Annotated in this window: 15 protein-coding genes; 13 read left to right on the top strand and 2 right to left on the bottom strand. The window is 65.5% G+C overall.

What is annotated here, in order from left to right; all coding sequences use genetic code 11:
- The first annotated feature begins 50 nt into the window (after positions 1 to 50).
- The 6 genes from ABIA45_RS09420 (at position 51) to ABIA45_RS09395 (ending at position 11,227) form a co-directional block, all read left to right on the top strand.
- Positions 51 to 5,246 (top strand): alpha-2-macroglobulin family protein, encoded by a 5,196-nt coding sequence (locus ABIA45_RS09420; protein WP_404651813.1) that lies wholly within the window; start codon positions 51 to 53, stop codon positions 5,244 to 5,246.
- 95 nt (positions 5,247 to 5,341) lie between these two features.
- Positions 5,342 to 7,450 (top strand): penicillin-binding protein 1C, encoded by a 2,109-nt coding sequence (gene pbpC, locus ABIA45_RS09415; protein ID WP_404655640.1) that lies wholly within the window; start codon positions 5,342 to 5,344, stop codon positions 7,448 to 7,450.
- Between the two features lie 50 nt (positions 7,451 to 7,500).
- On the top strand, positions 7,501 to 9,243 hold the full coding sequence (locus tag ABIA45_RS09410; protein ID WP_404651812.1) for an ArnT family glycosyltransferase: 1,743 nt from the start codon (positions 7,501 to 7,503) through the stop codon (positions 9,241 to 9,243).
- Between the two features lies 1 nt (position 9,244).
- Entirely contained in the window at positions 9,245 to 10,090 is an 846-nt protein-coding gene (locus ABIA45_RS09405) for a phosphatase PAP2 family protein (protein WP_271542142.1), read from the top strand.
- 64 nt (positions 10,091 to 10,154) lie between these two features.
- Positions 10,155 to 10,892: a glycosyltransferase family 2 protein gene (locus ABIA45_RS09400; protein ID WP_271542143.1), complete on the top strand. Its 738-nt coding sequence runs from the start codon at positions 10,155 to 10,157 to the stop codon at positions 10,890 to 10,892.
- Positions 10,889 to 11,227, top strand: coding sequence for a lipid-A-disaccharide synthase N-terminal domain-containing protein (locus ABIA45_RS09395; RefSeq protein WP_025036223.1), 339 nt, complete (start codon positions 10,889 to 10,891; stop codon positions 11,225 to 11,227). Before ABIA45_RS09400 ends, ABIA45_RS09395 begins: the two co-directional genes overlap by 4 nt.
- Positions 11,228 to 11,292: 65 nt before the next feature.
- Here ABIA45_RS09395 and metC read toward each other — a convergent pair whose 3' ends face one another.
- Positions 11,293 to 12,477 (bottom strand): cystathionine beta-lyase, encoded by a 1,185-nt coding sequence (metC, locus tag ABIA45_RS09390; RefSeq protein ID WP_404651811.1) that lies wholly within the window; start codon positions 12,475 to 12,477, stop codon positions 11,293 to 11,295.
- A gap of 397 nt (positions 12,478 to 12,874) precedes the next feature.
- On the opposite strand from metC, the gene ABIA45_RS09385 reads away from it, so the two are divergent.
- The 7 genes from ABIA45_RS09385 to ABIA45_RS09355 all read left to right on the top strand — a co-directional run bounded on the left by ABIA45_RS09385 (position 12,875) and on the right by ABIA45_RS09355 (position 24,457).
- Positions 12,875 to 13,891: an amino acid ABC transporter substrate-binding protein gene (locus ABIA45_RS09385; RefSeq protein ID WP_057029155.1), complete on the top strand. Its 1,017-nt coding sequence runs from the start codon at positions 12,875 to 12,877 to the stop codon at positions 13,889 to 13,891.
- A gap of 25 nt (positions 13,892 to 13,916) precedes the next feature.
- Positions 13,917 to 15,122, top strand: a complete 1,206-nt coding sequence (locus ABIA45_RS09380; protein WP_404651810.1) for an amino acid ABC transporter permease — start codon at positions 13,917 to 13,919, stop codon at positions 15,120 to 15,122.
- Positions 15,119 to 16,639 carry an amino acid ABC transporter permease gene (locus tag ABIA45_RS09375; protein ID WP_404651809.1) on the top strand — a complete coding sequence of 507 codons (1,521 nt, stop codon included), beginning with the start codon at positions 15,119 to 15,121 and terminating at the stop codon, positions 16,637 to 16,639. Before ABIA45_RS09380 ends, ABIA45_RS09375 begins: the two co-directional genes overlap by 4 nt.
- 11 nt (positions 16,640 to 16,650) lie before the next feature.
- Entirely contained in the window at positions 16,651 to 17,388 is a 738-nt protein-coding gene (locus tag ABIA45_RS09370; RefSeq protein ID WP_271542147.1) for an amino acid ABC transporter ATP-binding protein, read from the top strand.
- 93 nt (positions 17,389 to 17,481) lie between these two features.
- Complete coding sequence (locus tag ABIA45_RS09365; RefSeq protein ID WP_404651808.1) at positions 17,482 to 19,713, top strand: tetratricopeptide repeat protein; 2,232 nt, start codon at positions 17,482 to 17,484, stop codon at positions 19,711 to 19,713.
- A gap of 114 nt (positions 19,714 to 19,827) precedes the next feature.
- The gene (locus ABIA45_RS09360) at positions 19,828 to 22,101 is read left to right on the top strand and encodes a tetratricopeptide repeat protein (RefSeq protein ID WP_404651807.1); all 2,274 of its coding nucleotides are present in this window, start codon (positions 19,828 to 19,830) and stop codon (positions 22,099 to 22,101) included.
- Positions 22,102 to 22,219: 118 nt separating this feature from the next.
- Positions 22,220 to 24,457 carry a tetratricopeptide repeat protein gene (locus ABIA45_RS09355; RefSeq protein ID WP_404651805.1) on the top strand — a complete coding sequence of 746 codons (2,238 nt, stop codon included), beginning with the start codon at positions 22,220 to 22,222 and terminating at the stop codon, positions 24,455 to 24,457.
- Between the two features lie 61 nt (positions 24,458 to 24,518).
- Here ABIA45_RS09355 and ABIA45_RS09350 read toward each other — a convergent pair whose 3' ends face one another.
- Positions 24,519 to 25,553, bottom strand: coding sequence for a cysteine synthase A (locus tag ABIA45_RS09350; RefSeq protein ID WP_035999544.1), 1,035 nt, complete (start codon positions 25,551 to 25,553; stop codon positions 24,519 to 24,521).
- Positions 25,554 to 25,607 lie beyond the last annotated feature (54 nt).

Raw genomic sequence — 25,607 nt, 5'->3', positions numbered from 1 at the left:
GCATTTCATTTGCCGCCGCGGCGTTCGTCCGCGCTTTCCGGGAGTCCTCCATGATCGGTCTTGTTCGCGCCGTCACAATCTGCGCCGCGCTGGCGCTCGGCCTCGTCGCTGCGCAGGCCGCCGACAAGGCGTTCAGACGCGACGACCTCGCCGATTCCGCGATCAAGCTGGAGGCCCAGATCAAGAGCGAGGCGGGGCCGGTCGCCAAGACCAATGCGACGCTGAAGACGGACGCCGACGCCGCCTTCCGGCGCAATGACTATCGCACCGGCCTTTCCGTGCTCGGCCAGATCGCCGCGACCACGCCCGAGGATGCCGGCAACTGGTTGCGGCTCGCCAAGGTCATCTTCCAGATTTCGCCAAAGAGCTCGAGCGAGCAGACCTTCCTTTTGGAGCGCGCCTCGACCGCGGCCTATATCGCTTACATGCGCGCCGGCAATCCGGGCGAGGAGGCCGACGCGCTTGCCGTCCTCGGCAAGGCGCTGGCCGACCGCAAGCTGTGGCGGCCGGCACTGGATGCGCTGCGGCTGTCGCTCGACATGCGCGAGGTCGCCGAGGTCCGCGGCCAATATGAGAAGATGCGCGACGAGCACGGCTTCCGGCTGCTCGACTATACCGTAGACTCGGATTCGGCGAGCCCGCGTGCCTGCTTCCAGTTCTCCGAGGAGCTCGCCAAGCGCACCGACTTCGCGCCGTTCCTGGCTCTCGCCGGGCAGGACAAGCCGGCGCTGTCGGCCGAAGGCAAACAGCTCTGCGTCGACGGGCTGAAGCACGGCGAGCGATACAACATCAACCTGCGCGCCGGCTTGCCGTCGACCGTGAAGGAGGGCCTGCCGAAATCGGCCGAATTCAACATCTATGTGCGCGACCGCAAGCCGTTCGTGCGCTTCACCAGCCGCGCCTATGTGCTGCCGCGGACCGGCCAGCGCGGCATTCCCGTCGTCAGCGTCAACACGCCCTCAGTCAGCATCAACGTGTTCCGGATCGGCGACCGCAACCTGATCAACACGGTGGTCGACAGCGATTTCCAGAGGACGCTGTCGAAGTACCAGCTCAGCGAGCTCGGCGACGAGCGCGGCGTCAAGGTCTGGACCGGCGAGCTTGCGACTGCGACGACGCTGAACCAGGACGTCACCACGGCGTTCCCGGTCGACCAGGCGCTCGGCGAACTCCAGCCCGGTGTCTACGTCATGACGGCCGCGGCGAGGGCCTCGGACGAGGACTACCAGCTCGCCACGCAATGGTTCATCGTCTCCGACCTCGGCATCGCCGCTTATTCCGGCAATGACGGCATCCATGTTTTCGTCAACTCGCTGGCGTCGACCGATCCGGTCGGCAAAGCCGAGGTGCGGCTGGTCGCGCGCAATAACGAGATCCTGGCGACGCGCAAGACCGATGATGCCGGTCACGTGCTGTTCGAGGCCGGCCTTGCGCGCGGCGAGGGCGGATTGTCGCCGGCGATGCTCACGGTCACCGGGGAGAAGGCCGACTATGCCTTCCTGAGCCTGAAGACCTCGGCCTTCGACCTGTCCGACCGCGGCGTTTCGGGGCGCGCGGTGCCCGCCGGCGCCGATGCCTTCGTCTATGCCGAGCGTGGCGTCTACCGTTCCAGCGAGACCGTGTTCCTCACCGCGCTGCTCCGCGACGGGCAGGGCAATGCCGTCACCGGCGGGCCGATGACGCTGGTGGTCGAGCGCCCGGACGGCGTCGAATATCGTCGCGCCGTGCTGGCGGATCAGGGCGCCGGCGGCCGCACGCTGTCCGTGCCGCTCAATTCGGCCGTACCGACCGGCACCTGGCGGGTGCGCGCCTTCACCGATCCGAAGGGAGCTTCGGTCGGCGAGACCACCTTCATGGTCGAGGATTACGTCCCCGATCGGATCGAATTCGACTTGTCCGCCAAGGACAAGCTGATCAAAGCTAACGCTCCAGTGGAGCTTAAGGCCGACGGTCATTTCCTCTATGGCGCACCGGCCTCGGGCCTGCAGCTCGAAGGCGACATGCTGATCGCGCCCGCGGCCGAGCGGCCCGGCTTCGCCGGCTACAAGTTTGGCGTCGACGACGAAGAGACCACCTCGAACGAGCGCACGCCGCTGGAGAACCTGCCCGAGGCGGACGCCCATGGCGTCGCGACCTTCCCGGTGACGCTGGACAAGCAGCCGGCCTCGACGCGTCCGCAGGAGGCGCAGATCTTCGTCCGCATGGTCGAGACCGGCGGCCGCGCCGTCGAGCGCAAGATCGTGCTGCCGGTCGCGCCCGCCACGGCGCAGATCGGCATCAAGCCGCTGTTCGGCGACAAGAACGTCGCCGAGGGCGACAAGGCCGAGTTCGACGTCGTGTTCGTCTCGCCGGAGGGCGAGAAGCTGCGCCGCGACGGCCTGCGCTACGAGCTCCTGAAGATCGAGTCGCGCTACCAGTGGTACCGCCAGAACAATTACTGGGAGTACGAGCCGGTCAAGTCGACCTCGCGCGTCGCCGACGGCGACGTCACTGTTACGGCCGACAAGCCGACGCGGATCTCGCTCACGCCGCAGCCCGGCCGCTACCGGCTCGACGTCAGGTCGAACGAGGCTGACGGTCCGGTGACTTCGGTGCAGTTCGACGTCGGCTGGTACTCCGACGGCAACGCCGACACGCCGGACCTGCTGGAGACCTCGATCGACAAGCCGCAATACGCCTCCGGCGACACCATGACGGTGTCCGTCAACGTCCGCAGCGCCGGCAAGCTCACCGTCAACGTGCTCGGCGAGCGGCTGCTGACGACGCAGACCATCGACGTCAAGGAAGGCACCGCGCAGGTCAAGCTCCCGATCGGCAAGGATTGGGGCACCGGCGCCTATGTGGTGGCGACGCTGCGCCGTCCGCTCGATGCCGCCGCCCAGCGCATGCCGGGCCGTGCGATCGGGCTGAAATGGTTCGGCATCGACAAGCAGGCTCGCACCTTGCAGGTCAAGCTGTCGCCCCCTTCGCTGATCCGGCCGAATTCAACGCTGAAGATCCCCGTCAAGCTCGATGGGCTCAATCCGGGCGAGGACGCCAAGGTCGTCATCGCCGCGGTCGACGTCGGCATCCTCAATCTCACCAATTACAAGCCGCCGGCCCCGGACGATTATTATCTCGGCCAGCGTCGCCTCAGCGCCGAGATCCGCGACCTCTACGGACAGCTGATCGACGGCATGTCGGGCACGCGCGGCCAGATCAAGTCCGGCGGCGACGCCGGTGGCGAGCTCCAGGGCTCGCCGCCCACGCAGAAGCCGCTCGCGCTCTATTCCGGCATCGTCACCGTCGCTGCCGACGGCTCGGCCGAAGTGAGCTTCGATGTTCCGGAGTTCGCGGGAACCGCGCGCGTGATGGCGGTGGCGTGGACCGCGACCAAGCTCGGCCGCGCCAACACCGACATCGTGATCCGCGATCCCGTCGTGCTCACGACGACGCTGCCGCGCTTCCTGCTCAATGGCGACCGCGGCTCGGTCAATCTCGAGATCGACAATGTCGAGGGCCAGGCCGGCGACTACGTCATCAACGTGAAGGCGGGCGGCCCGGTGAAGATGACCGGCAATCCCGCAACCACGGTGAAGCTCGCCGCCAAGCAGCGAAATTCGTTCTCGCTCGCGCTCGATGCGACCGCGGCGGGGCAGGCGACGCTCGACGTCGACATCAAGGGCCCGAATGGCCTCGCGCTGGTGCGTCACTATGCGTTCGACGTCAAGCCAGCGACGCAGGTGCTGGCGCGGCGCTCGATCCGGACGCTGGCGAAGGGCGAGAGCCTGACGCTGACCTCGGACCTGTTCTCCGACCTCGTGCCGGGCACCGGCGCTGTCTCGGTCTCGGCGAGCCTGTCGACCGCGCTCGACGCGGCAACGATCCTGAAGGCGCTCGACCGCTATCCCCATGGCTGCTCGGAGCAGATCACGAGCCGGGCGATGCCGCTGCTCTATGTCAACGAGCTCGCGGCCGGCGCGCATCTTGCCATGGACACCGAGGTCGACCAGCGCATCCGCGACGCCATCGAGCGGCTGCTGGCGCGCCAGGGCTCGAACGGCTCGTTCGGCCTGTGGCTGGCCGGCGGCGACGATGCCTGGCTCGATGCCTACGTGACGGATTTCCTCACCCGCGCCCGCGAGAAGGGCTTTGCGGTGCCGGACGTGCTGTTCAAGAACGCGCTGGACCGTATCCGCAACTCTGTCGTCAATGCCAATGAGCCGGAGAAGGACGGTGGCCGCGATCTCGCCTATGGCCTGTATGTGCTCGCCCGCAACGGCGCAGCCCCGATCGGCGATCTCCGCTATCTCGCCGACACCAAGCTCGCTAACCTCGCGACCCCAATCGCGAAATCGCAGCTTGCCGCGGCGCTGGCCTTGGTCGGCGACCGCAACCGCGCCGAGCGGGTCTATGGCGCCGCGCTCGACAGCCTCGCGCCCAAGCCCGCGCTGGAATTCGGCCGCACCGACTACGGCTCGCAGCTGCGCGATGCCGCAGCATTGGTGTCGCTTGCCAGCGAAGGCAACGCGCCGAGGGCGACGCTGACGCAGGCGGTGTCGCGGGTCGAGACCGCCCGCGGGCTGACGCCCTACACCTCCACGCAGGAGAATGCGTGGCTGGTGCTAGCGGCACGGGCGCTCGCCAAGGAGAACCTCTCGATCGAGGTCGATGGGCAGCCGGTCAAGACCGCCTTGTACCGCAGCTACAAGGCGGACACGCTGGGCGGCAAGCCGCTGAAGATCACCAACACCGGCGATGCGCCGGTGCAGGCGGTCGTCTCGGTGTCGGGCTCGCCGGTCACGCCGGAGCCGGCGGCGTCCAACGGCTTCAAGATCGAGCGCGGCTACTATACGCTCGACGGCAAGCCCGCCGACATCAGCAAGGTCAAGCAGAACCAGCGCTTTGCGGTGGTGCTGAAGATCACCGAGGCCAAGCCCGAGTACGGCCACATCATGGTGTCGGACTATCTGCCGGCGGGCCTGGAGATCGACAATCCGAACCTGGTGTCGTCGGGCGACAGCGGCACGCTGGACTGGATCGAGGACGGCGAGGAGCCGGAACATACCGAATTCCGCGACGACCGCTTCACCGCGGCCGTCGACCGGGCCTCGGATTCCAAGTCGGTCTTCACGCTCGCCTATGTCGTGCGCGCGGTCTCGCCCGGCAAATACGTGCTGCCGCAGGCCTATGTCGAGGACATGTACAATCCCTCGCGCTATGGCCGGACCGGCACGGGCAGTGTCGAGGTGCGGGCGGCGAAGTGAGTGCTGGTGGGATGAGCGAGGTCGCGCCTCAAACTCGGTCGTCATGCCCGGGCTTGACCCGGGCATCCACGGACTTTGCCGCGGCGACGAAGAACGTGGATGGCCGGGACAAGCCCGGCCATGACGGAGCAAGGGGCGGGGGGCTTCGCATCCTCTCCACCCTCGCACTCACCCTCATCCTCGCCATCATCGGCTTTGTCGGCTGGGTCTACTCCCTCGGCCCGTTGCCGCTCGATGAAGCGCGGCAAGTCTCCACCACGATCGTTGACCGCAACGGCAAGCTGCTGCGCGCCTACGCCATGGCTGACGGGCGCTGGCGGCTGCCGGTCGATGCCAACACAAACGTCGATCCGACCTATCTGAAGCTGCTGTTCGCCTATGAGGACCAGCGCTTCTACGCCCACAACGGCGTCGATCCGCTCGCTCTGGGACGCGCCGCGTTGCAGCTGGGAACGCGCGGCCACATCGTCTCGGGCGGCTCGACCATCAGCATGCAGCTGGCCCGTCTGATGGAGCCGCGCCGGCAGCGCTCGCTGTACGCAAAATTGCGGCAGATCGTGCGTGCCATCGAAATCGAGCGCAGCATGAGCAAGGAGCAGATCCTCGATCTCTATCTGGCGTTGGCGCCCTATGGCGGCAATCTCGAAGGCATCCGCGCGGCGTCGATCGCCTATCTCGGCAAGGAGCCGAAGCGGCTGTCGCTGGCGGAGGCCGCGTTGTTGGTCGCGCTGCCGCAATCGCCGGAGACCCGCCGGCTGGATCGCTTCCCGGAGGCAGCCCGCAAGGCGCGCGACCGCGTGCTCGACCGCATGGTCGAGGAGCACGTGGTCAGCACTGAGGAGGCCAATCAGGCCAAGGCGGTACCGGTGCCGACACTGCGCAGGCCGATGCCGATCCTGGCGCCACACGCCTCCGACGCCGCGCTGTCGACGGTCAAGGACACGCCGATCATCAAGCTGACGCTCGATGCGACCTTGCAGAAGGTGCTGGAGCCGCTGGCGCGCGACCGCGCAATTGCGCTGGGGCCGAACATCTCGGTCGGCATCGTCGTGGTCGACAATGAGAGCGGCGACGTGCTCGCGCGTGTCGGCTCGGCCGATTATTTCGACGAGAGCCGGGCGGGGCAGGTCGATATGACTCGCGCCATCCGCTCGCCAGGCTCGACGCTCAAGCCCTTCATCTACGGGCTGGCCTTCGAGGACGGCTTTGTCCATCCCGACAGTCTGATCGACGACCGCCCGGTCCGCTTCGGCTCCTATGCGCCGGAAAATTTCGACATGACTTTCCAGGGCACGGTTCCGGTGAGGAAGGCGCTGCAACTGTCGCTGAACGTGCCGGCCATCGTGCTGCTCGACCGCGTCGGCTCGAGCCGGCTGACCTCGCGGCTGCGGCAGGCCGGCGGCAACCTCGTCCTGCCCAAGGACGAAGCGCCCGGCCTCGCCATGGGCCTCGGCGGCGTCGGCGTGACGCTGCAGGATCTGGCCCAGCTCTATGCCGGCTTTGCCCGCCTTGGGACCACCAAGCCGTTGCGCGAGATCGTCACGGCCAAGGACGAGCGGGAGCCGCTGCGGCTGCTGGATCAGGTCGCAGCCTGGCAGGTCGGCAACGTCTTGCTCGGCACGCCCCCGCCGGAGAACGCCGCCCACAACCGCATCGCCTTCAAGACCGGCACCTCCTACGGCTATCGCGACGCTTGGTCGGTCGGCTTCGACGGTCGCATGACCATCGGCGTCTGGGTTGGCCGTCCGGACGGAGCGCCGGTTCCCGGCCTGATCGGACGCGTCGCCGCCGCGCCCATCCTGTTCGATGCCTTCGCCCGCAGCGGCAAGACGCTGGCCGCCTTGCCGAAGCCGCCCAAGGGAACCCTGGTCGCAAGCAACGCGAAGCTGCCGCTGCCCTTGAAGCGGTTCCGTCCGGTCGGCGAACTGGTGCGAAGCGGGGGCGAGCAGCCGCTGCACATCCAGTTTCCGCTGAACGGCTCGCGGATCGACGTCGATCGATCGGGCGGCCGGGAGAGCGCGGCCATGCCGGTCAAGGTCGCCGGCGGCGTGCTGCCCATAACCGTTATGGTTAACGGCACCGCGCTCGGCGAGATCGACGGCCGCCGTCAGCGGCTGATCGATCCGCCCGGCCCGGGCTTTGCTCGGCTCACCGTGATCGACGCCACGGGCGCCGCGGACACAGTCGTCATTCGAATTCAATGACCCTGCCTTAAGCGGTTGTGGCCATGGCGGTTTCAGCGTAAGCGGAACCAATGGCCGAGACCTACCCCAGCCCCCGTTTTGGTGCCCCCCGCGAGTCGAAATCGCCCACAAATCCGGGCAGCGGGCTCGTGCGCATGCTCGACATCGTCACGGCCAGCCACCCGCGCGCAGTCGGCTTCCTGGTGCTGTGCGCGCTGCTGCTGTTCCTGCCGGGCTTCTTCACCATCTCGCCGATCGACCGCGACGAGGCGCGGTTTGCCCAGGCCACCAAGCAGATGGTCGAGAGCGGCGACTATGTCGACATCCGCTTTCAGGAGGACGTCCGCTACAAGAAGCCGGTCGGCATCTACTGGTTGCAATCGGCGACCCTCGAAGCCGCATCGATGCTCAAGCTGCCGAAGGCCGAATTGCGTATCTGGGTCTACCGGCTGCCGTCGCTGATGGGGGCGATCGGCGCCGTGCTGATGACCTATTGGGCCGCGCTCGGATTCATAACACGACGTGCCGCGGTGCTGGCGGCGCTGATGATGTGCGCCTCCGTGCTGCTCGGCGTCGAGGCGCGCCTGGCCAAGACCGACGCCATGCTGCTGCTCTGCGTGGTCGCCGCGATGGGCGCGATGGCGCGGGCCTATCTGTCCTGGCAGCGCGCCGAGGACGAGACGCATCCGCCCTGGAGCTGGCCCGCGATCTTCTGGACCGCACTCGCCGTGGGCATCCTGATCAAGGGCCCTCTGATCCTGATGTTCGCAGGCCTGACCATCGTCGCGCTCGCGATCCAGGACCGCGACGCCTCCTGGCTGTGGAAGCTGCGGCCTGTCTGGGGCCTGATGTGGATGCTGGTGCTGGTGCTGCCCTGGTTCGTCGCGATCTTCTGGCGCGCGGGCGAGACCTTCTTCACCACCTCCGTCGGCGGCGACATGCTGAGCAAGCTCGGCGCCCAGGAATCCCACGGCGCACCGCCCGGACTTTACCTGGCGCTGTTCTGGATCACGTTCTGGCCAGGTGCGCCGCTGGCGGCGATGGCGGCGCCCGCGGTGTGGCGGGCCCGCCGCGAGCCCGGTGCGCAGTTCCTGCTGGCCTGGCTGATCCCGTCCTGGATCGTGTTCGAGGCGGTGCTGACCAAGCTGCCGCACTACGTGCTGCCGCTGTATCCCGCGATAGCGATCCTCACCGCCGGCGCGGTGGAGCGGCGCGTTCTGTCGCGCTCCTGGCTGATGCGCGGCTCGGCCTGGTGGTTCGCGATCCCCGCAGCCGCCTCCATCATTGCGGTGGTCGGCTCGGTGATACTGACGCGGCAGCCCGCTTTCGTGGCCTGGCCGTTCATCGCGGCCGCGCTGATCTTCGGTCTGTTCGCCTGGTGGCTCTTCGATACCAACCGCGCCGAGCGCTCGTTGCTCAACGCCCTGGTCGCAGGCCTGATGCTCGCCGTGACGATTTACGGCATCGTGCTGCCATCGCTGACGCCGCTGTTTCCCAGCATCGAGATCGCGCGCGCGCTTCGCAACGTCACCTGCGTCGGACCGAAGGCGGCTGCGGCCGGTTATCACGAGCCGAGCCTCGTCTTCCTGGCGGGCACCCGGACCTTGCTCACCGACGGCTCCGGTGCGGCGGATTTCCTGCGGCAGGGCAGCTGCCGCTTCGCGCTGATCGAGCAGCGCTCGGAGCGCAGCTTCGTGCAGCGCGCCGAGGCGATCGGGCTGCGCTACAAGGTGGGCGCGCGCATCGACGGCTATAATTTCTCGCAAGGGCGCGCGATCTCGATCTCGATCTTCCGCTCGGAAGGAACCGAATAGGGTGCGGGCCCCGACCGACATTGCGCCGCATGCCGGCTATCCCGCGCAATTGCTAGCGGTATCCTGGCGCGCGCTGGCGCAGCTCGTGCGGTCGCCCTCGCATTCGCGCCGCGCCGAGGCCGCCCGGAAGCTGGCGCGGCATTCGCTATGGATTGCCACGGCGGGTGCAGCGCTCGTCATCGTGCTGATGGTCGCGTTCGATCAGACCGAAATCCTGCTGATGCCGCCGCGCGGCACGCCGAGCCTGTGGCCGATCCGCATCCTCACCGATTTCGGCAAGGACGAGTATATCCTCTCGGTGCTGGGTGCTGCGCTGGTGGTGCTGGCGCTCGTTGCGGCAGGGCTGCACGGGAGGCGTCGCGCGCTGTTGCTCGGCTTCGGTACGCGGCTGCAATTCCTGTTTCTGTCGGTTGCCGTGTCAGCCTTCGTCGCCGAAATCCTGAAATATGTCATCGGCCGCGGACGTCCGTTCGTCGGGGGCAAGGCCAATCCGTTCAACTTCGTCCCGTTCGAGGGGACGGGGGCTTATGCCAGCCTGCCGTCAGGCCACGCCGTGGCCGCGTTCGCCCTGGCGTTTGCCGTCTCGGCACTGTGGCCGCGTCTGCGCGTCTTCATGTTCACTTACGCAATCGTGATCGTGCTGACGCGCCTGGTGTTGCTGGCGCATCATCCGAGCGACGTGGTCGCAGGCGCTCTGGTCGGAACGGTGGGCGCCATGGCCGTTCATTACTGGTTCGCGGCCCGAAAGCTCGGATTTGCCATCCGCGCCGACGGCACCATTGTGCCGCTTTCAGGGACGTTTTCCGACCGCCTCAAAAGGGTTGCCCACCGGGCATCCGCCCCATAAAAGCGGCTGCCTGCCGGGACCGCCGGTTCCCCTGGGCAGGTCAATTCCAACCACGAGCCTCGATTTGTCGACGTCCCAGCCTTCGGTGTCCATCGTTGTTCCCGTGCGCAACGAAGCCGACAACATCGCGCCGCTGATCTCGGAGATCGGCGCGGCACTCGATGGCCGCTGGCCCTATGAGATCATCTACGTCAACGACGGCTCGACCGACGCCACCGGCGAGCGGCTTGGCGCCATCATGAAGCAGCGGAGCAATCTGCGTCAGCTTCGCCATGCACGATCGGGCGGCCAGTCGGCGGCCGTGCGCAGCGGCGTGCGCGCGGCGCGCGGGGAGATCGTGGCGACGCTCGATGGCGACGGCCAGAACAATCCGGCCTTCCTGCCCGACCTGATCGCGGCAGTCGAGAAGGGGGCAGGGCGCGTCGGTCTCGCGGCCGGCCAGCGGATCGGGCGCAAGGACACCGGCTTCAAGAAATTCCAGTCGCGCGTCGCTAACGGCGTTCGCAACGCCATCCTGAAGGACGGCACGCGCGACACCGGCTGCGGGCTGAAGGCGTTCCGGCGTGACGTTTTCCTGATGCTTCCATATTTCGACGGGCTGCATCGCTTCCTTCCCGCGTTGGTCCGCCGCGAAGGCTACGACATCGCCTATGTCGACGTGATCGACCGGCCGCGCCATTCGGGCGTGTCCAACTATGGTTTCTTCGACCGGCTGTGGATCGGCATCATGGATCTCGCCGGCGTCTGGTGGCTGATCCGCCGCAAGAAGGCGACGCCTGAAGTGACCGAGGTGAACGCATGATCATTCAATACGGTCAGGCGCTGAGCAATTATCTCTATGACGTCTTCGTCGCCAAATTCGACTTCTGGCTGGCATTCGGCCTGGTCGCGCAGCTGTTCTTCACGGCGCGCTTCCTGGTGCAGTGGATCGCGAGCGAGCGCGCCGGCAACAGCGTGGTGCCGATGGCGTTCTGGTTCTGCTCGATGGGCGGCGGGCTGATGACGCTGGTCTATGGCGTCGTGAAGCGCGAACCCGTCATCATCCTCGGACAGTCGCTCGCGACCATCATCTATATCAGAAACATCATGCTGATCTGGAAGAACCGCGGCACCGCCTCAAAGACGCTGGACCGCTGACCGAGCGTTCGGCTCCGCTTGTTGAAGCCTGGCACGTTGCTGGGCGAGATGCCCAATCCTGATGCTCACATGGCCGCTTTCAGGGCAGCGAAGCCGCGATCGAGATCGGCCTTGAGGTCGTCGGTGTTCTCGAGCCCGATGTGGAGACGCAGCGTCGGGCCGCCGGGCGCCCATTTGGTCGCGGTGCGATAGGCATCGCAATCGAAGGGAATTGCAAGGCTCTCGAACCCGCCCCAGGAAAAGCCCATGCCGAACAGCTTCAGCGTATTGAGCATGGTGTCGACCGCCTTCTGCGGCGCTGGCTTCAGCACGATGCTGAACAGGCCGGAGGCGCCGGTGAAGTCGCGCTTCCAGATCGCATGACCGGGATCAGTCTCAAGCCCGGGATGCAGCACGCGCGCAACCTCGGGCCTCGCCGCCAGCCAGCGCGCCATCTCGAGCCCGGAGCGATGATGCTGCGCCAGCCGCACCGATAGCGTGCGGAGGCCGCGCAGCGCCAGGAAGACGTCGTCGGGACCGGCGCAGACGCCAAGCAGGCGGATGCCTTCGGCAATCATCGGCCAGGCCTTGGCGTTGGCCGAGATCGTGCCGAACATGATGTCGGAATGACCGCCGATATATTTGGTGGCGGCCTGCATGCTGATGTCGACGCCCTGGTCGAGCGAGCGGTGATAGAGCGGCGTCGCCCAGGTGTTGTCGTCGATGACGAGCGCGCCGCGCCCATGTGCGACTTCGGCGATGGCGCGAATGTCGGGCATCTCGAACGATTGCGAGCCCGGCGCCTCCACCAGAACGGCCCGGGTGTTGGGCTTGAACAGCTTGTCGATGCCGGCGCCGATCATCGGATCGAAATAGGTGGTCTCGACGCCGTAGCGCGTGAGCATGCCGTTACAGAAATTGCGCGAGGGCCGATAGATGTTGTCGACCACCAGGATGTGGTCGCCGGCCTTCAGCACCGAGAGCAGGGTGGTGGAGATCGCCGACAGCCCCGACGGCACGATACCGACGCCGGCGCATTGCGGACCCTCCAGCGCCATCAGCGTCTCCTGGAACGCCTTGGTGGTCGGGGAACCGTGACGGCCGTAGGTGAACTCGCCGCGATGGGCGTGCAGGTCCTCTGCGGTCGGATAGAGCACGGTCGAGCCGTGAAAGACCGGCGGATTGACGAACCCCTTCTGCGCCTTGGTGTCGCGGCCGGAGGTGACCAGCCGGGTATCGGCGTGCTGCTCTTGGGGGGACGAAGAATCCATGCGCCTGCTTTCAAAACCGCGTTTCCACCGGACGCATCGCGCCCCTGGGCCGACCGAAAGGCCGCGGTCGTTAATAACAGAACACAGAAGAGTCCCGTCAACCCCTTGACCCGGAACGCTAGTCGTTCTGTGATGCGCAGGTGCTATTCAGTCGCCGCATGTTGAGGGGCCTGCCGCGACCTTCGATCCATTGCCTGACCGGACGTCGCGTCACAGCCAAGAGATGGCGGGCGCCGGCGGCGGGGATGAAGGTATGGCCTCCCGAGATCGGCGAGTGTTCGGCAAGGTTTTCCAGCATGACTCTTGCAAGGCCGGATTCTTGAAGGACCTGGCTTGGCAGAGACGATCCTAAGACAACATTCCTGACCTTGAGACGACCTTGAAAGGCCCAAAGCCCATGAAACGCGTAACCCTGGCTCTCTCCCTTGCTCTCGCCGCCGGCCTCACCGCCCAAGCCGCCGATGCGCAAACGCTCAAGACCGTCAAGGATCGGGGCATGGTGTCCTGCGGCGTCAGCCAGGGCCTGCCGGGCTTCTCGTCGCCCGACGATAAGGGCAACTGGACCGGCATCGACGTCGACGTCTGCCGCGCCATTGCCGGCGCCATCTTCAACGATCCGACCAAGGTCAAGTTCGTGCCGCTGTCCGCCAAGGACCGCTTCACCGCGCTGCAATCCGGCGAGATCGACGTGCTCTCGCGCAACACCACCTGGACCATCTCGCGCGACACCTCGCTCGGCGCCAATTTCACCGGCGTGACCTATTACGACGGGCAGGGCTTCATGGTGAAGAAGTCGCTCAAGGTGAATTCGGCGCTCGAGCTCAACAGCGCATCGGTCTGCGTGCAGACCGGCACCACCACTGAGCAGAACCTCGCCGACTACTTCAAGGCCAACAACATGAAGTACGAGGTGATCGCGTTCGCCACCAACGACGAGACCGTCAAGGCCTATGAAGCCGGCCGCTGCGACGTCTTCACCACCGACCAGTCGGGCCTGTACGCCAACCGCCTCAAGCTCGCCAGCCCCAACGACCATATGGTGCTGCCCGAGATCATCTCGAAGGAGCCGCTCGGTCCGATGGTGCGGCACGGCGACGACCAGTGGTTCGACATCGTGAAATGGACGCTGTTCGCGATGCTCACCGCCGAAGAGCTCGGCGTGACCTCGAAGAACATCGACGAGAAGGCGAAGCTGGAAAATCCCGAGCTGAAGCGCGTGCTCGGCAGCGACGGCAATTTCGGCGAACAGCTCGGCCTGACCAAGGATTGGGTGGTGCGGATCGTCAAGACCGTCGGCAATTACGGTGAGGTGTTCGATCGCACCGTCGGCGCCGGTTCGCCGCTCGGCATCAATCGCGGCGTCAACAATCTCTGGAACAAGGGCGGTCTTCAGTACGCGCCGCCGATCCGCTGATCAGCCCTGATCGGCCGGCAGCGGCATGAGCACCGAGGCTCGAAAACCGCCGCCCCAGATCGCGCTGAAGATCCGGCGCATTCTGGGCGGCAAGGCAGGCTGGAACGGCGTTGCCGTCCAGTTTGCCTTCGCGGCGATCCTGGGCTGGATCGGCTACGAGATCGTCTCCAATGCGCGGGCCAATCTCGAGAACCAGCACATCGCCGCCGGCTTCGGCTTCCTCAGGAACAATGCCGGCTTCGACGTCAACCAGACCCTGATCTCCTATACCGGCTCGGACACGTTCCTGCGCGTGTTCGTGGTCGGGCTGTTGAATACGCTCGTGGTCTCCGTGGTGGGCATCGTCTTCGCCACGGTGATCGGCTTCATCGTCGCGCTGTGCCGGTTGTCGCCCAATTGGCTGCTGGCACGGGTCGGCGAGATCTATGTCGAGGTCATCCGCAACCTGCCGCTGCTGTTCCAGATTTTGTTCTGGTACCTGGCGGTGCTCGCGGCTCTGCCCAATCCGCGGCAGAGCATTTCCCTGTTCGGCATTGCCTTCATCAGCAATCGGGGCCTCGTCATTCCCAGCCCGATCGGTCAGAGCGGTCTCGCGCCGTTCCTGGCGGTGCTGGCGCTCGGCATCGTCGCCTCACTGGCGCTGCGCGTCTACGCAAGGCGAGCGCTGTTCCAGCGCGGGCAGGTGATCCGCATCTGGCCTTCCGTGCTGGCCATGCTGTTTGGGCTTCCGCTCGCCACGATGCTGGTGTTCGGTCTGCCCTTCACCTTCGAGCTGCCGCAGCTGAGGGGGTTCAACTTCGCCGGCGGCTCACGCATCATCCCGGAATTCGTGGCGCTGACGGTGGCGCTGGCGACCTATACCGCCGCCTTCATCGCCGAGATCGTGCGCGCTGGCATCCTGTCCGTTCACAAGGGGCAGATGGAGGCGGGATCTTCGCTCGGCCTCAGCCGCGGCGCCACGCTCCGCCTCATCGTCGTGCCGCAGGCCATGCGCGTCATCGTGCCGCCGCTGACCAACCAGTACCTCAATCTCACCAAGAACTCGTCGCTGGCGGTCGCGATCGGCTATCCTGACCTGGTGTCGGTGTTTGCCGGAACGTCGCTGAGCCAGACCGGGCAGGCGATCGAGATCATCGCCATGACGATGGGCGTCTATCTCCTGATCTCGCTCCTCACCAGCGCGATCATGAGCGTCTACGGTTGGCGCGTCAGCCGGAGCCTCGGCGCATGAGCGATGTCATGTCATCCAGCTTCGTTCGCCAGGATCTGCTCGCCGAGCGTCCGGCGCCGGTGAAGACGACGGGCTTCATCGGCCTGATGCGCACGCGCCTGTTCAACTCGCCGACCAACATCCTGCTGACGATCGTCGGCGCCTTGCTGCTCTGGTTCACCATCGTCCCCTCCGTCAAGTTCCTGATGGTCGATGCGGTCTGGAGCGGTAAGGACCGCACCGCGTGCCTCGCCGAGAACGCCGGCTTTGCGGTCGGCGCCTGCTGGCCCTACATCCAGGCGAAGCTCCCGCAACTGATCTACGGCTTCTATCCCGAGGCCGAGCGTTGGCGGGTGAACTTGACGCTGTTGCTTGCAGTCGTCCTGCTGTTGCCGCTGCTCATTCCGCGGCTGCCGGCGAAGAGCCTGAATGCCGGCCTGTTCTTCGTCGCCTTTCCGGTGGTGGCGTTCTTCCTGCTGCACGGCGGCGGCATCAAGGGCTTCGGGCTGAGCTGGACGGCCGGCCTGCTGCAATTGTTCGACGAGAGCATCGTCGGTGCCGGACAGGCGCTGCTCACCTCGAGCAGGACCTCCGCGGTCGGTCCGCTGCTGTGGGCGCTCGGGAGCCTCATCGTGCTGCTCGGCACGGTGACCCATTGGCTGATCTTTCCGCTCACCTGGCTGCGCGATTTAATCCAGGGCACGGGCCAGCCGGTCTGGGCGGATTTCGCCGTCACGGGCGCGATCGTCTGCCTGATCGCCTTCGTTCTCGGCGGTGGTGTTCGCACCGGCGGGCGGGCTCTTGCATCGAGCGTCGCCACCTTCATTGGCATCGCCCTCGTCATCAGGCTGATGGACCTCGACCACGGCGGATTGCCGATCGTGACGACGAATCTGTGGGGCGGCCTCCTGGTGACGCTGGTGGTCTCCGTCACCGGCATCGTCACCTCGCTGCCGATCGGCATCGCGCTCGCACTTGGCCGCCGCTCGACCATTCCCTTGATCCGGATCTTCTCGATCGCCTTCATCGAGTTCTGGCGCGGCGTGCCGCTGATCACCGTGCTGTTCTTCGCAACCTACATGCTGCCGCTGTTCCTGCCCGGCAATTTCACCGTCGACGGCTTGGTGCGTGCGCTGATCGGCATCGCGCTGTTCACCGGCGCCTATCAGGCCGAGAACGTCCGCGGCGGGCTCGCGGCCATCCCGCGCGGGCAGAGCGAGGCGGCCGCCGCCCTCGGACTGTCCTGGTGGAAGACGACCTCGCTGATCGTGCTGCCGCAGGGGCTGCGGCACGTCATTCCGAACCTCGTCAACAGCTTCATCTCGCTGTTCAAGGACACCTCGCTGGTCTCGATCGTGGCGCTGTTCGATCTGCTCGGCTCGCTGCGCGCCTCGTTCGCGGATCCGAAATGGTCGACGCCGTCGACGGCGTTCACCGGCTTCGCCTTCGCCGGGATCATCTACTTCCTGTTCTGCTTCGGCATGTCGCGCTATTCCTTGTTCGTCGAGCATCGCCTCAACGCCCACCGCCGCAACTGATCGAGACCACCATGTCCGAGCCCATCGTCAAGATTTCCGGCCTGAACAAATGGTATGGCGAATTCCACGTCCTGCGTGACATCGATTTGGCGGTGCAGAAGGGCGAGCGCATCGTGATCTGCGGCCCCTCGGGCTCGGGAAAGTCCACGCTGATCCGCTGCATCAATGCGCTGGAGGAATTCCAGGAGGGCGAGATCGTCGTCGACGGCATCGAGCTCGGGCCGAACCTCAAGCACGTCGACGCGGTCCGCCGTGAAGTCGGCATGGTGTTCCAAAGCTTCAACCTGTTCCCGCACCTGACCGTGCTCGACAATTGCACGCTGGCGCCGATCTGGGTCCGCAACATCCCCAAGAAGGACGCCGAGGCGACCGCGATGAAGTTCCTGGAGCGGGTCAAGATCCCGCACCAGGCCAACAAGTTTCCGGGTCAGATGTCCGGCGGCCAGCAGCAGCGTGTCGCGATCGCCCGAGCCCTGACCATGAACCCGAAGGTGATGCTGTTCGACGAGCCGACCTCGGCGCTCGACCCCGAAATGGTCAAGGAGGTGCTCGACACCATGGTCGACCTGGCCGAGGAAGGCATGACCATGCTGGTCGTCACCCACGAGATGGGCTTTGCCCGCGAGGTCGCCAACCGCGTCGTGTTCATGGACGCCGGGCAGATCATCGAGGCCAACACTCCGAACGAGTTCTTCGCCGCTCCGCAGCACGCCCGCACGAAGCTGTTCCTGAGCCAGATTCTGCGCTGAGCCCGGCGACCTGTGGCCTCGCCGGTCTGAGCGCAAGCCTGGCACCATCCGAATCGGCTTGCCTCTCTTCGGACCATCCTCCGGAGAGAGACCTTGCAGAGCAGTGCCGGTGTGCGCGCATACCATAATGCGCGACTGGAAAAGAAGCTGAAGAAGCAGGCGGACGCCGTCATGGCCTTCGCGATCGAGGCACTCGGGCAGGGCAGGCCTGATGAGGCCGAGATGCTCTGCCGCGAAATCCTGAAGGAGGTGCCGGATCATTTCCATGCCACGCACCTGCTCGGCCTGCGCGCGTTCGACGGCGGGCGGCTCGATGAGGCGGAATTCCTGCTCGAGCGTGCAATTGCACTCGATCCGCGTTCGCCCGATGCGCACGGCAATCTCGGGACGGTCTATTTCGCGCTGGAGAAATTCGCTGGCGCCCGCGCCTGCCAGGAGAAGGCCATCGCGCTCAAGCCGAATTGTCCGATCACCCTGACCAATCTCGGCAATACGTTGCTGCATATCGGCCTCGGCAATGAGGCGATCGGGCTGCACGAACGGGCGATCAGGCTGAAGCCGGATTATGCCGATGCGTTTTGCAACCGCGGCATGGCGGAATTGATGACGGGCCAGTTCGAGCGCGCCAAGGCGAGCTTCGAGCGCGCCCTGTCGTTTCAGCCATCGCACGCCGAGGCGATCGCGGGCAGGGGGATGGTCAGCCTCGAGCTCCGGCACTTCGCGGAGGCGGGCGCCGCCTTCGACGCCGCGCTCGCGATCAAGCCGGGTTCGCCGCGGATTCTGCTGCAGCGTGGACGGCTCAACCTAAGTTTGTCCCGGCTGGAGCAGGCGGCCGCGGACCTCGACGCGGCGCTGGCGCAATCGCCACGGCTCGAGCTCGCGCTGTGCTGGCGGGCGCAAATCGACATTCTCGCAGGAAACACGGCGCGGGCGATGGCAGGCGTCAAGACGCTGCTCGAGGTCAATCCGCGATCCGAGATGGGTTTGGCGCTGCTGGCGGCCTGCCACGTGAACCAGGGAGACATCGCGACCGCGCTCGCGCACCTCGACGCCGCGCTCGAGATCGCGCCGGATTTTCCGGAGGCGATCGGATACAAGATCTTCGTGCTGGACTACCTGCCGGAGGCCGATTTCGCCGCCCAGCAGGCCGCGCGGAAATACTGGTGGGGCGCGATCGGCGCGAAGCTGCAGCAAAGGACGCTTTCGCCCCAGCAGCTCGATCCGGACCGGCAGATCGTGATCGGATACGTCGCATCCGAATTCAGGAACCACTCGGCGGCATACTCTCTGTTGCCGGTGCTGCGTCATCATGATCACGCCCAGTTCAAGATCGTCTGCTATTCCTGCTGGCCGGTACAGGACAAGATGACGGAGAGATTCAAGCCTCTCGCGGATGTCTTCGTCGATGCCGCACAATTGTCCGATGACGAGCTGGCCGACCGCATCCAGGCCGATGGCATTGATATTCTGATCGATGTCTCCGGGCACACGACCGGCAGCAGGCTTCATGTCTTTGCCCGCAAGCCGGCGCCGATCCAGGTCACAGGCTTCGGGCACGCCACGGGGACAGGCCTTCAAACCATGGACTACGTGCTCGCGGACCCGATCTTCATTCCGCAATCGGCGCGTCATCTCCTGGCCGAGAAGGTCCATGACCTGCCGTGCCTGATCACGATCGATCCGATTCTGGACATTCCGCCTTCAGAGCCACCCATGCTCCGCAACGGCTACGTCACTTTCGGGGTGTTCAACCGCATCTTCAAGATTTCGGACGAGGCCATCCGGGTGTGGTCGAACGTGATGCATGCGGTGACGGGATCGAAGATCATCATCAAGAACGGGCTGCTTGAGGATCCATTGCTGCGCGATCGGCTGGTCGCGCGGTTCGCGGCACACGGGATCGCCGAAGAGAACGTCATCTGCATGGGCTCGACCTCGCGCCCCGAGCATCTGCGGGCCTTCGCGATGGTCGACATGTCCCTCGACACCTTCCCGCAGAACGGCGGCATCAGCACCTGGGAGTCCCTCTATGCCGGCGTTCCCGTGGTCGCCAAGCTCGGCAGCGGCGCCTCGTCGCGCGCCGGCGGCTCCATCGTCGCCGCCGTCGGCCTGGAGGACTGGGTCGCCGAGGATGACGCGGGCTATGCAGCGATCGCGTGCAAATATGCGGCGCAGCCGTCCTACCTGGCAAAGCTGCGGGCGGATCTGCCGGCTCGGATCGCAGCCTCGCCGGCCGGCGACGTCGAATTTTACACGCGCGAGGTCGAAGCGGCTTATCGCCGGTTCTGGCGCGATCATTGTGCCGCCGCTTCGGAGGTGGCGTAGGAGGATCTTGCGCCGGGCCCCGGGAAATCCCGGAGGCGATAGGACTCCGGTGACCGGCGGGCCAAGCTCGCGAATCAGTTAGACTCTGCTGAGGGCATCCTCCGGAGATACACCTTGCAGAAGAGCGTCGGCGGCGCGCGCGCGTTCCAGAATGCGCGATTGCAGAAGAAGTTGATGAAGCAGGCCGACGCCGTCATTGCCGCTGCGGCGGACGCCTATGGCCAGGGCCGATATGCCGAGACCGAGGCGCTGTGCCGCGAGATCCTGAAAGCGCTTCCGGATCATGTCGATGCCATGCACCTGCTCGGCATGTGCGCCCATGACGGTCGGCGCCTGGAAGAGGCGAGGGAGCTGCTCGAGCGCGTGATTGCGCTCGATCCGCGCCTGCACGATGCCCACAACAACCTCGCGACCGTGCATTTCGATCTCGGCAATCTCGAAGAAGCACGGCGCTGCCAGGAGAGGGCGATCGCGCTGAAGCCGAATTTCGCGGTCGGGCTGACCAATCTCGGCAACACGCTGATGCATCTGGGGCAGTACGTGCAGGCGCTCGAGATGCACGAACGCGCCATCAAGATCAAACCGGATTACGCCGACGCGTACTGCAATCGCGGCATGATCGAGATCTTGCTGGGACAGGTCACGAAGGCCAAGGAGAGCTTCGATCGCGCCTTGCTGTTTCAGCCGCGCCACGCCGAGGCGATCGTCGGCCTCGGCATGGTCGCCATGGAGCTCCGGCACCACGAGGAGGCGGCGGCCAAGTTTGCGATGGCGCTCGCGATCAAGCCGGGCTCGCCGAGGATCCTGGCCCAGCGCGGGCGGCTCAGTTACGAGCTGCAGCGCCTGGAGCCCGCGCTTGCGGACTTCGATGCGGCGCTCGCGGTCTCGCCCAAGCTCGAGCTTGCGCTCCGGGGCAAGGCGCAGGTCTGCCTCGTGATGGGAAAGACCGCACAGGCGACGGCGGCGGCAACGGCGTTGATCGAGCAGAATCCGCGCTCCGAGATGGGGCTGGCGCTGATGGGCTTTGCCTATTCGAACCAGGGCGACATGGACTCTGCGATCGAGTATCTCGATCGCGCGCTGGCGATCAGGCCGGACTATGGGGATGCAATCAGGGGCAAGATCTTCCTTCAGGACTATCGCGCCGAGGCCGATTTTGTCCTCCAGCAGGCGGTAAGACGCGAGTGGTGGGACAGGATCGGCTCCAAGCAGCCGCGGCGGACGCTGCCGAAGCGGCCGCTCGATCCGGACAAGCAGATCGTGGTCGGCTATGTCGCGGCCGAGTTTCGGCAACATTCGGCGGGGCTGACCTTGCTGCCGGTGCTGCGCCATCATGATCACGCCAAGTTCAAAATCATCTGCTATTACTCCTGGCCGGGCGCGGATGAGTACACCGCCAAGTTCAAGGCGCTGGCGGACGTCTGGGTCGACGCCTGGGACCTTTCCGACGACGAGCTCGCCGATCGTATTCAGGTCGACAATGTCGACATCCTGATCGACGTTTCCGGCCACACGACCGGCAACAGGCTGCAATGCTTCGCGCGGAAGCCGGCTCCGATCCAGGCCACCGGCTTTGGACACGCGACGGGCACGGGCATGCCGACCATGGATTACGTGCTCGCCGATCCCATTTTCATTCCGCCATCGGCCCGGCACCTGTTTCCCGAGAAGATCCACGATCTGCCGTGCCTGATCACGATGGAGCCGGTCACCAATCTAAAGCCCTCCGAGCTGCCGATGCTCCGCAACGGCTACGTCACCTTTGGTGTGTTCAACCGCATCTACAAGATCTCGGATGATGCGATCCGCGTGTGGTCGCGCATCATGCGGGAAGTGCCGGGATCGAAGATCATCCTCAAGCATGGTCTGCTCGACGACGCCCTGCTGCGCGATAGCCTGATCGCACGCTTCATCGCACAGGGTATTGCGGAGGAGGACATCACTTGCCTCGGCACCACCTCGCGTGACGACCATCTGATGGCCTTCGACAAGATCGATATTTCCCTCGACACGTTCCCGCAGAACGGCGGCATCAGCACCTGGGAATCCCTCTACAAGGGCGTTCCGGTCGTGGCCAAGCTCGGCATTGGAGCCTCCTCGCGTGCCGGCGCCTCCATCGTGGCGGCCATCGGCTTCGGCGACTGGGTCGCGGAGGACGACGACGGCTATGTCGAGATCGCCCGCAAGTTTGCCTCGCAGCCCGAATATCTGGCGAAGTTGCGCGCGGGCTTACCGGCCCAGATCGCAGCCTCGCCCGCCGGCAATGTCGAGATCTACACGCGTGAGCTCGAGGCGGGCTACCGAAAGTTCTGGCGCGACTATTGTGCCGCTGCCGCCGAGCACGGCGACGCTGCGGTCAGCGGGGCGGACGCACCTGGCAGCTCCTGAGCCGCATCCTGCAGGCGACCCCCGGGATATCCCGGACGGATTTCTGGTCCGGCAGCCCGGCCGGGTCGGTGCGCGAATCAGTTAGACTCGGCCTTGGGCCATCTTCCGGAGAGACACCTTGCAGAGCAGCGTCGGCGCGCGCGCATTCCAGAATGCGCGATTGCAGAAGAAATTGAAGAAGCAGGCCGACGCCGTCATCTCCGCAGCGGCGAGCGCCTATGGCCAAGGCAGATATGCGGAGAGCGAGGCGCTCTGCCGCCAGATTTTGCAAGCCGTTCCGGATCATTTCGACGCCACACACGTGCTCGGCCTCAGCGTGCAGCAGGGCGGGCGCCTCGACGAGGCGCAACAGCTGCTCGAGCGCGCGATTGCGATCGATCCGCGTTCGCACGAGGCTCAGAGCAATCTCGCGGCGCTCTATTTCGTGCTTCAGAAATTGGAAGCGGCGCGCGCCTGTCAGGAGAAAGCGATCGCGCTGAAGCCGAATTTTACGCCGGCCCTGGCCGGTCTCGGCAACACCCTGCTCCAGATGAACCTGCCCGAGCAGGCCATCGAGGTCTACGATCGCGCCATCAAGCTGAAGCCCGACTACGCCGACGCGCTTTGCAATCGTGGCGTGGCGGAGCTGGCGCTGTTCCGGTTTGACCGCGCCAGGCAGAGCTTTGATCGCGCTTTGTTGTTTCAGCCGCGCCACGTCGAAGCACTCATCGGCAAGGGCGTGGTCAGCATCGAGCTCAAGCGCTACGATGAGGCGGAAGCTGCGCTCGCAGCGGCATTCGCGATCAAGCCCGATTCGGCCAAGATTCTAGCGCAGCGCGGACGCCTCAACTCTGCGCTGTCGCGGCTGGAACAGGCGGCGGCGGACTTCGATGCGGCACTTGCGCTTTCGCCCCGGTTCGAGATGGCCTTGCGGGGAAAGGCGGAGGTCTCGCTTAGCCTCGGAAACACCGCACAGGCGATCCTGGCCTGCACGACCTTGCTCGAGCAAAATCCACGTTCCACGATCGCATTGGCGTTGCTGAGCTCCTGTTTTGCAAATCAGGGAGAAATCGCGTCCGCAATCGAACATCTCGACGCCGCGCTGGCGATCTCGCCGGATCCAGACTTGATGGCGCGGAAGATCTACTATCTGGACTTTCTGCCCGACGCCGATTTCACGATCCAGCAGGCGACGCGAAGGTCCTGGGGCGAAGCGATCGGTGCCCGCGTGCCGCAGAGGAAGCTCGCCCCCCGGCAGCTCGATCCCGACAGGCGGATCGTGATCGGCTATGTTTCCGCCGAATTCTGGTATCATTCGGCGGCGTTCGGCTTGCTGCCGGTGCTGCGCCATCACGATCATGCCAGCTTCGAGGTCGTCTGCTATTCGTGTTCGCCGACACGAGATGCGATCACAGCCGAATTCAAGTCGGCGGCAGACGGATGGGTCGATGCCTGGCAGATGTTCGACGACGAACTGGCCGATCGTATCGAGGCCGACAAGGTCGATATCCTGATCGACGTGTCCGGGCACTCGTCGGGCAACAGGCTTCAGGTCTTCGCCCGCAAGCCGGCTCCCATCCAGGTCACGGGCTTCGGGCACGCGACCGGTACGGGCCTTCGGACGATGGACTACGTGCTCGCGGATCCGGTCTTCATTCCGCAATCGGCGCGGCATCTGCTGGCCGAAACAGTCTATGACCTGCCGTGCCTGATCACGATCGATCCCATCCTGGATGTGCCGCCTTCGGAGCTTCCCATGCTTCGCAACGGCTACGTCACTTTCGGCGTGTTCAACCGCGTCAACAAGATCTCGGACGAGGCCATTCGCGTGTGGTCGAACGTGATGCGGGAGGTGGCCGGATCGAAGATCATCATCAAGCATACGCTGCTCGACGATCCCCTGGTGCGCGACGGCCTGCTCGCGCGCTTTGTCGCCCACGGGATCGCCGAGGAGAGGATCACCTGCCTCGGCTCGTCCGAGCGCGCCGATCATCTGCGAGCCTTCGCGCTGGTCGATATTTCGCTCGATCCGTTTCCGCAGAACGGCGGCGTCAGCACCTGGGAATCCCTCTATGCGGGCGTTCCGGTCGTCGCCAAGCTCGGCCACGGCGCATCCTCGCGCGCCGGCGGCTCCATCGTGGCCGCCGTCGGTCTTGACGACTGGTTGGCCGAGGACGACGAGGGCTACGCCGCTATCGCGTGCAAATTCGCTGCCCAGCCCGCGCATCTGGCAAAGCTGCGCGCGGAATTGCCGGCCCGGATCGCGGCTTCGGCCGCGGGTAATGTCGAAACCTACACGCGCAGGGTCGAGGAGGGTTACCGCAAGTTCTGGCGCGACTATTGTGCCGCGGCCTCGGAAAGCGGGCGGGTCGCTTGAGCCGGCCGAACTGCGCAGATTTTGTGGATCTGCGCCCTCGGCCCGATGATGCGTGTGACGATCAGACGAAGGGCGGCTTGATGTTGCTGCGCTTCTCCAGCCATTCCGGCACCGGCAGGTTCTTGGCGCGCATGAAGTCGGCGTTGAACAGCTTCGACAGATAGCGGCTGCCGGAATCGCACAGCACGGTAACGATCGTCTTGCCGGGCCCGAGCTGCTTCGCAAGCCGCATCGCGCCGACGACATTGATGCCCGTCGAGCCGCCGAGGCACAGACCTTCGTGCTGGAGCAGCTCGTAGATCGCACTGACCGCGTCGGTGTCGGGAATGAGATAGGCATCGTCGACCTTGGCGGTCTCGACGATGGCGGTGGCGCGGTTGAGGCCGATGCCCTCCGTGATCGAGCCGCCCGGCGTCGCCTTGGGATCGCCGGTCCTGAAATATTCGTACATGCCGGCACCGTGGGGATCGGCGCAGGCGATGCGGATGTTCTTGTTCTTCTCCTTCAAATAGCGGCTGACGCCGGCGAGCGTGCCGCCGCTGCCAACCGAGCAGACGAAGCCGTCGACCTTGCCGCCGGTCTGCTCCCAGATCTCAGGCCCCGTGGATTCGTAATGCGCCTTGGCGTTGTCCAGGTTGTTCCACTGGTCGGCGAACAGCACGCCATTGGGCTCGGTCTTGCGCAGCTCGTCGGCGAGCCGCCGGCCGACATGCTGGTAGTTGTTGGGGTTGGCGTAGGGAAGGGCCGGCACCTCGATCAGCTCGGCACCGCAAAGCTTCAGAAAGTCCTTCTTCTCCTGACTCTGCGTCTCCGGGATTACAATCAGGGTGCGATAGCCGCGCGCGCTCGCAACCACGGCAAGGCCGATGCCGGTATTGCCGGCGGTCGCTTCCACCACCAGCCCGCCGGGCTTCAGCTCGCCGCGCTTCTCGGCCTCCAGGATCATCCATTTGCCGGCGCGGTCCTTCACCGACTGACCGGGATTCATGAACTCGGCCTTGCCCAGGATGGTGCAGCCGGTCAATTCCGAAGCCTGCTTGAGCTTGATCAGGGGGGTGTTGCCGATGGCTTCGACAACGTCGTTGCGAATGGTCATGTCGGGGGAAATCACTACCAAGGGGTTGATCGGCTTTGGCCCGAACCTAGTGCT

The organism is Bradyrhizobium sp. USDA 336, assembly GCF_044908355.1.
In the GTDB taxonomy this organism is placed as follows: Bacteria; Pseudomonadota; Alphaproteobacteria; order Rhizobiales; family Xanthobacteraceae; genus Bradyrhizobium; species Bradyrhizobium yuanmingense.
This window is presented reverse-complemented; position numbering and strand designations above follow the sequence as displayed.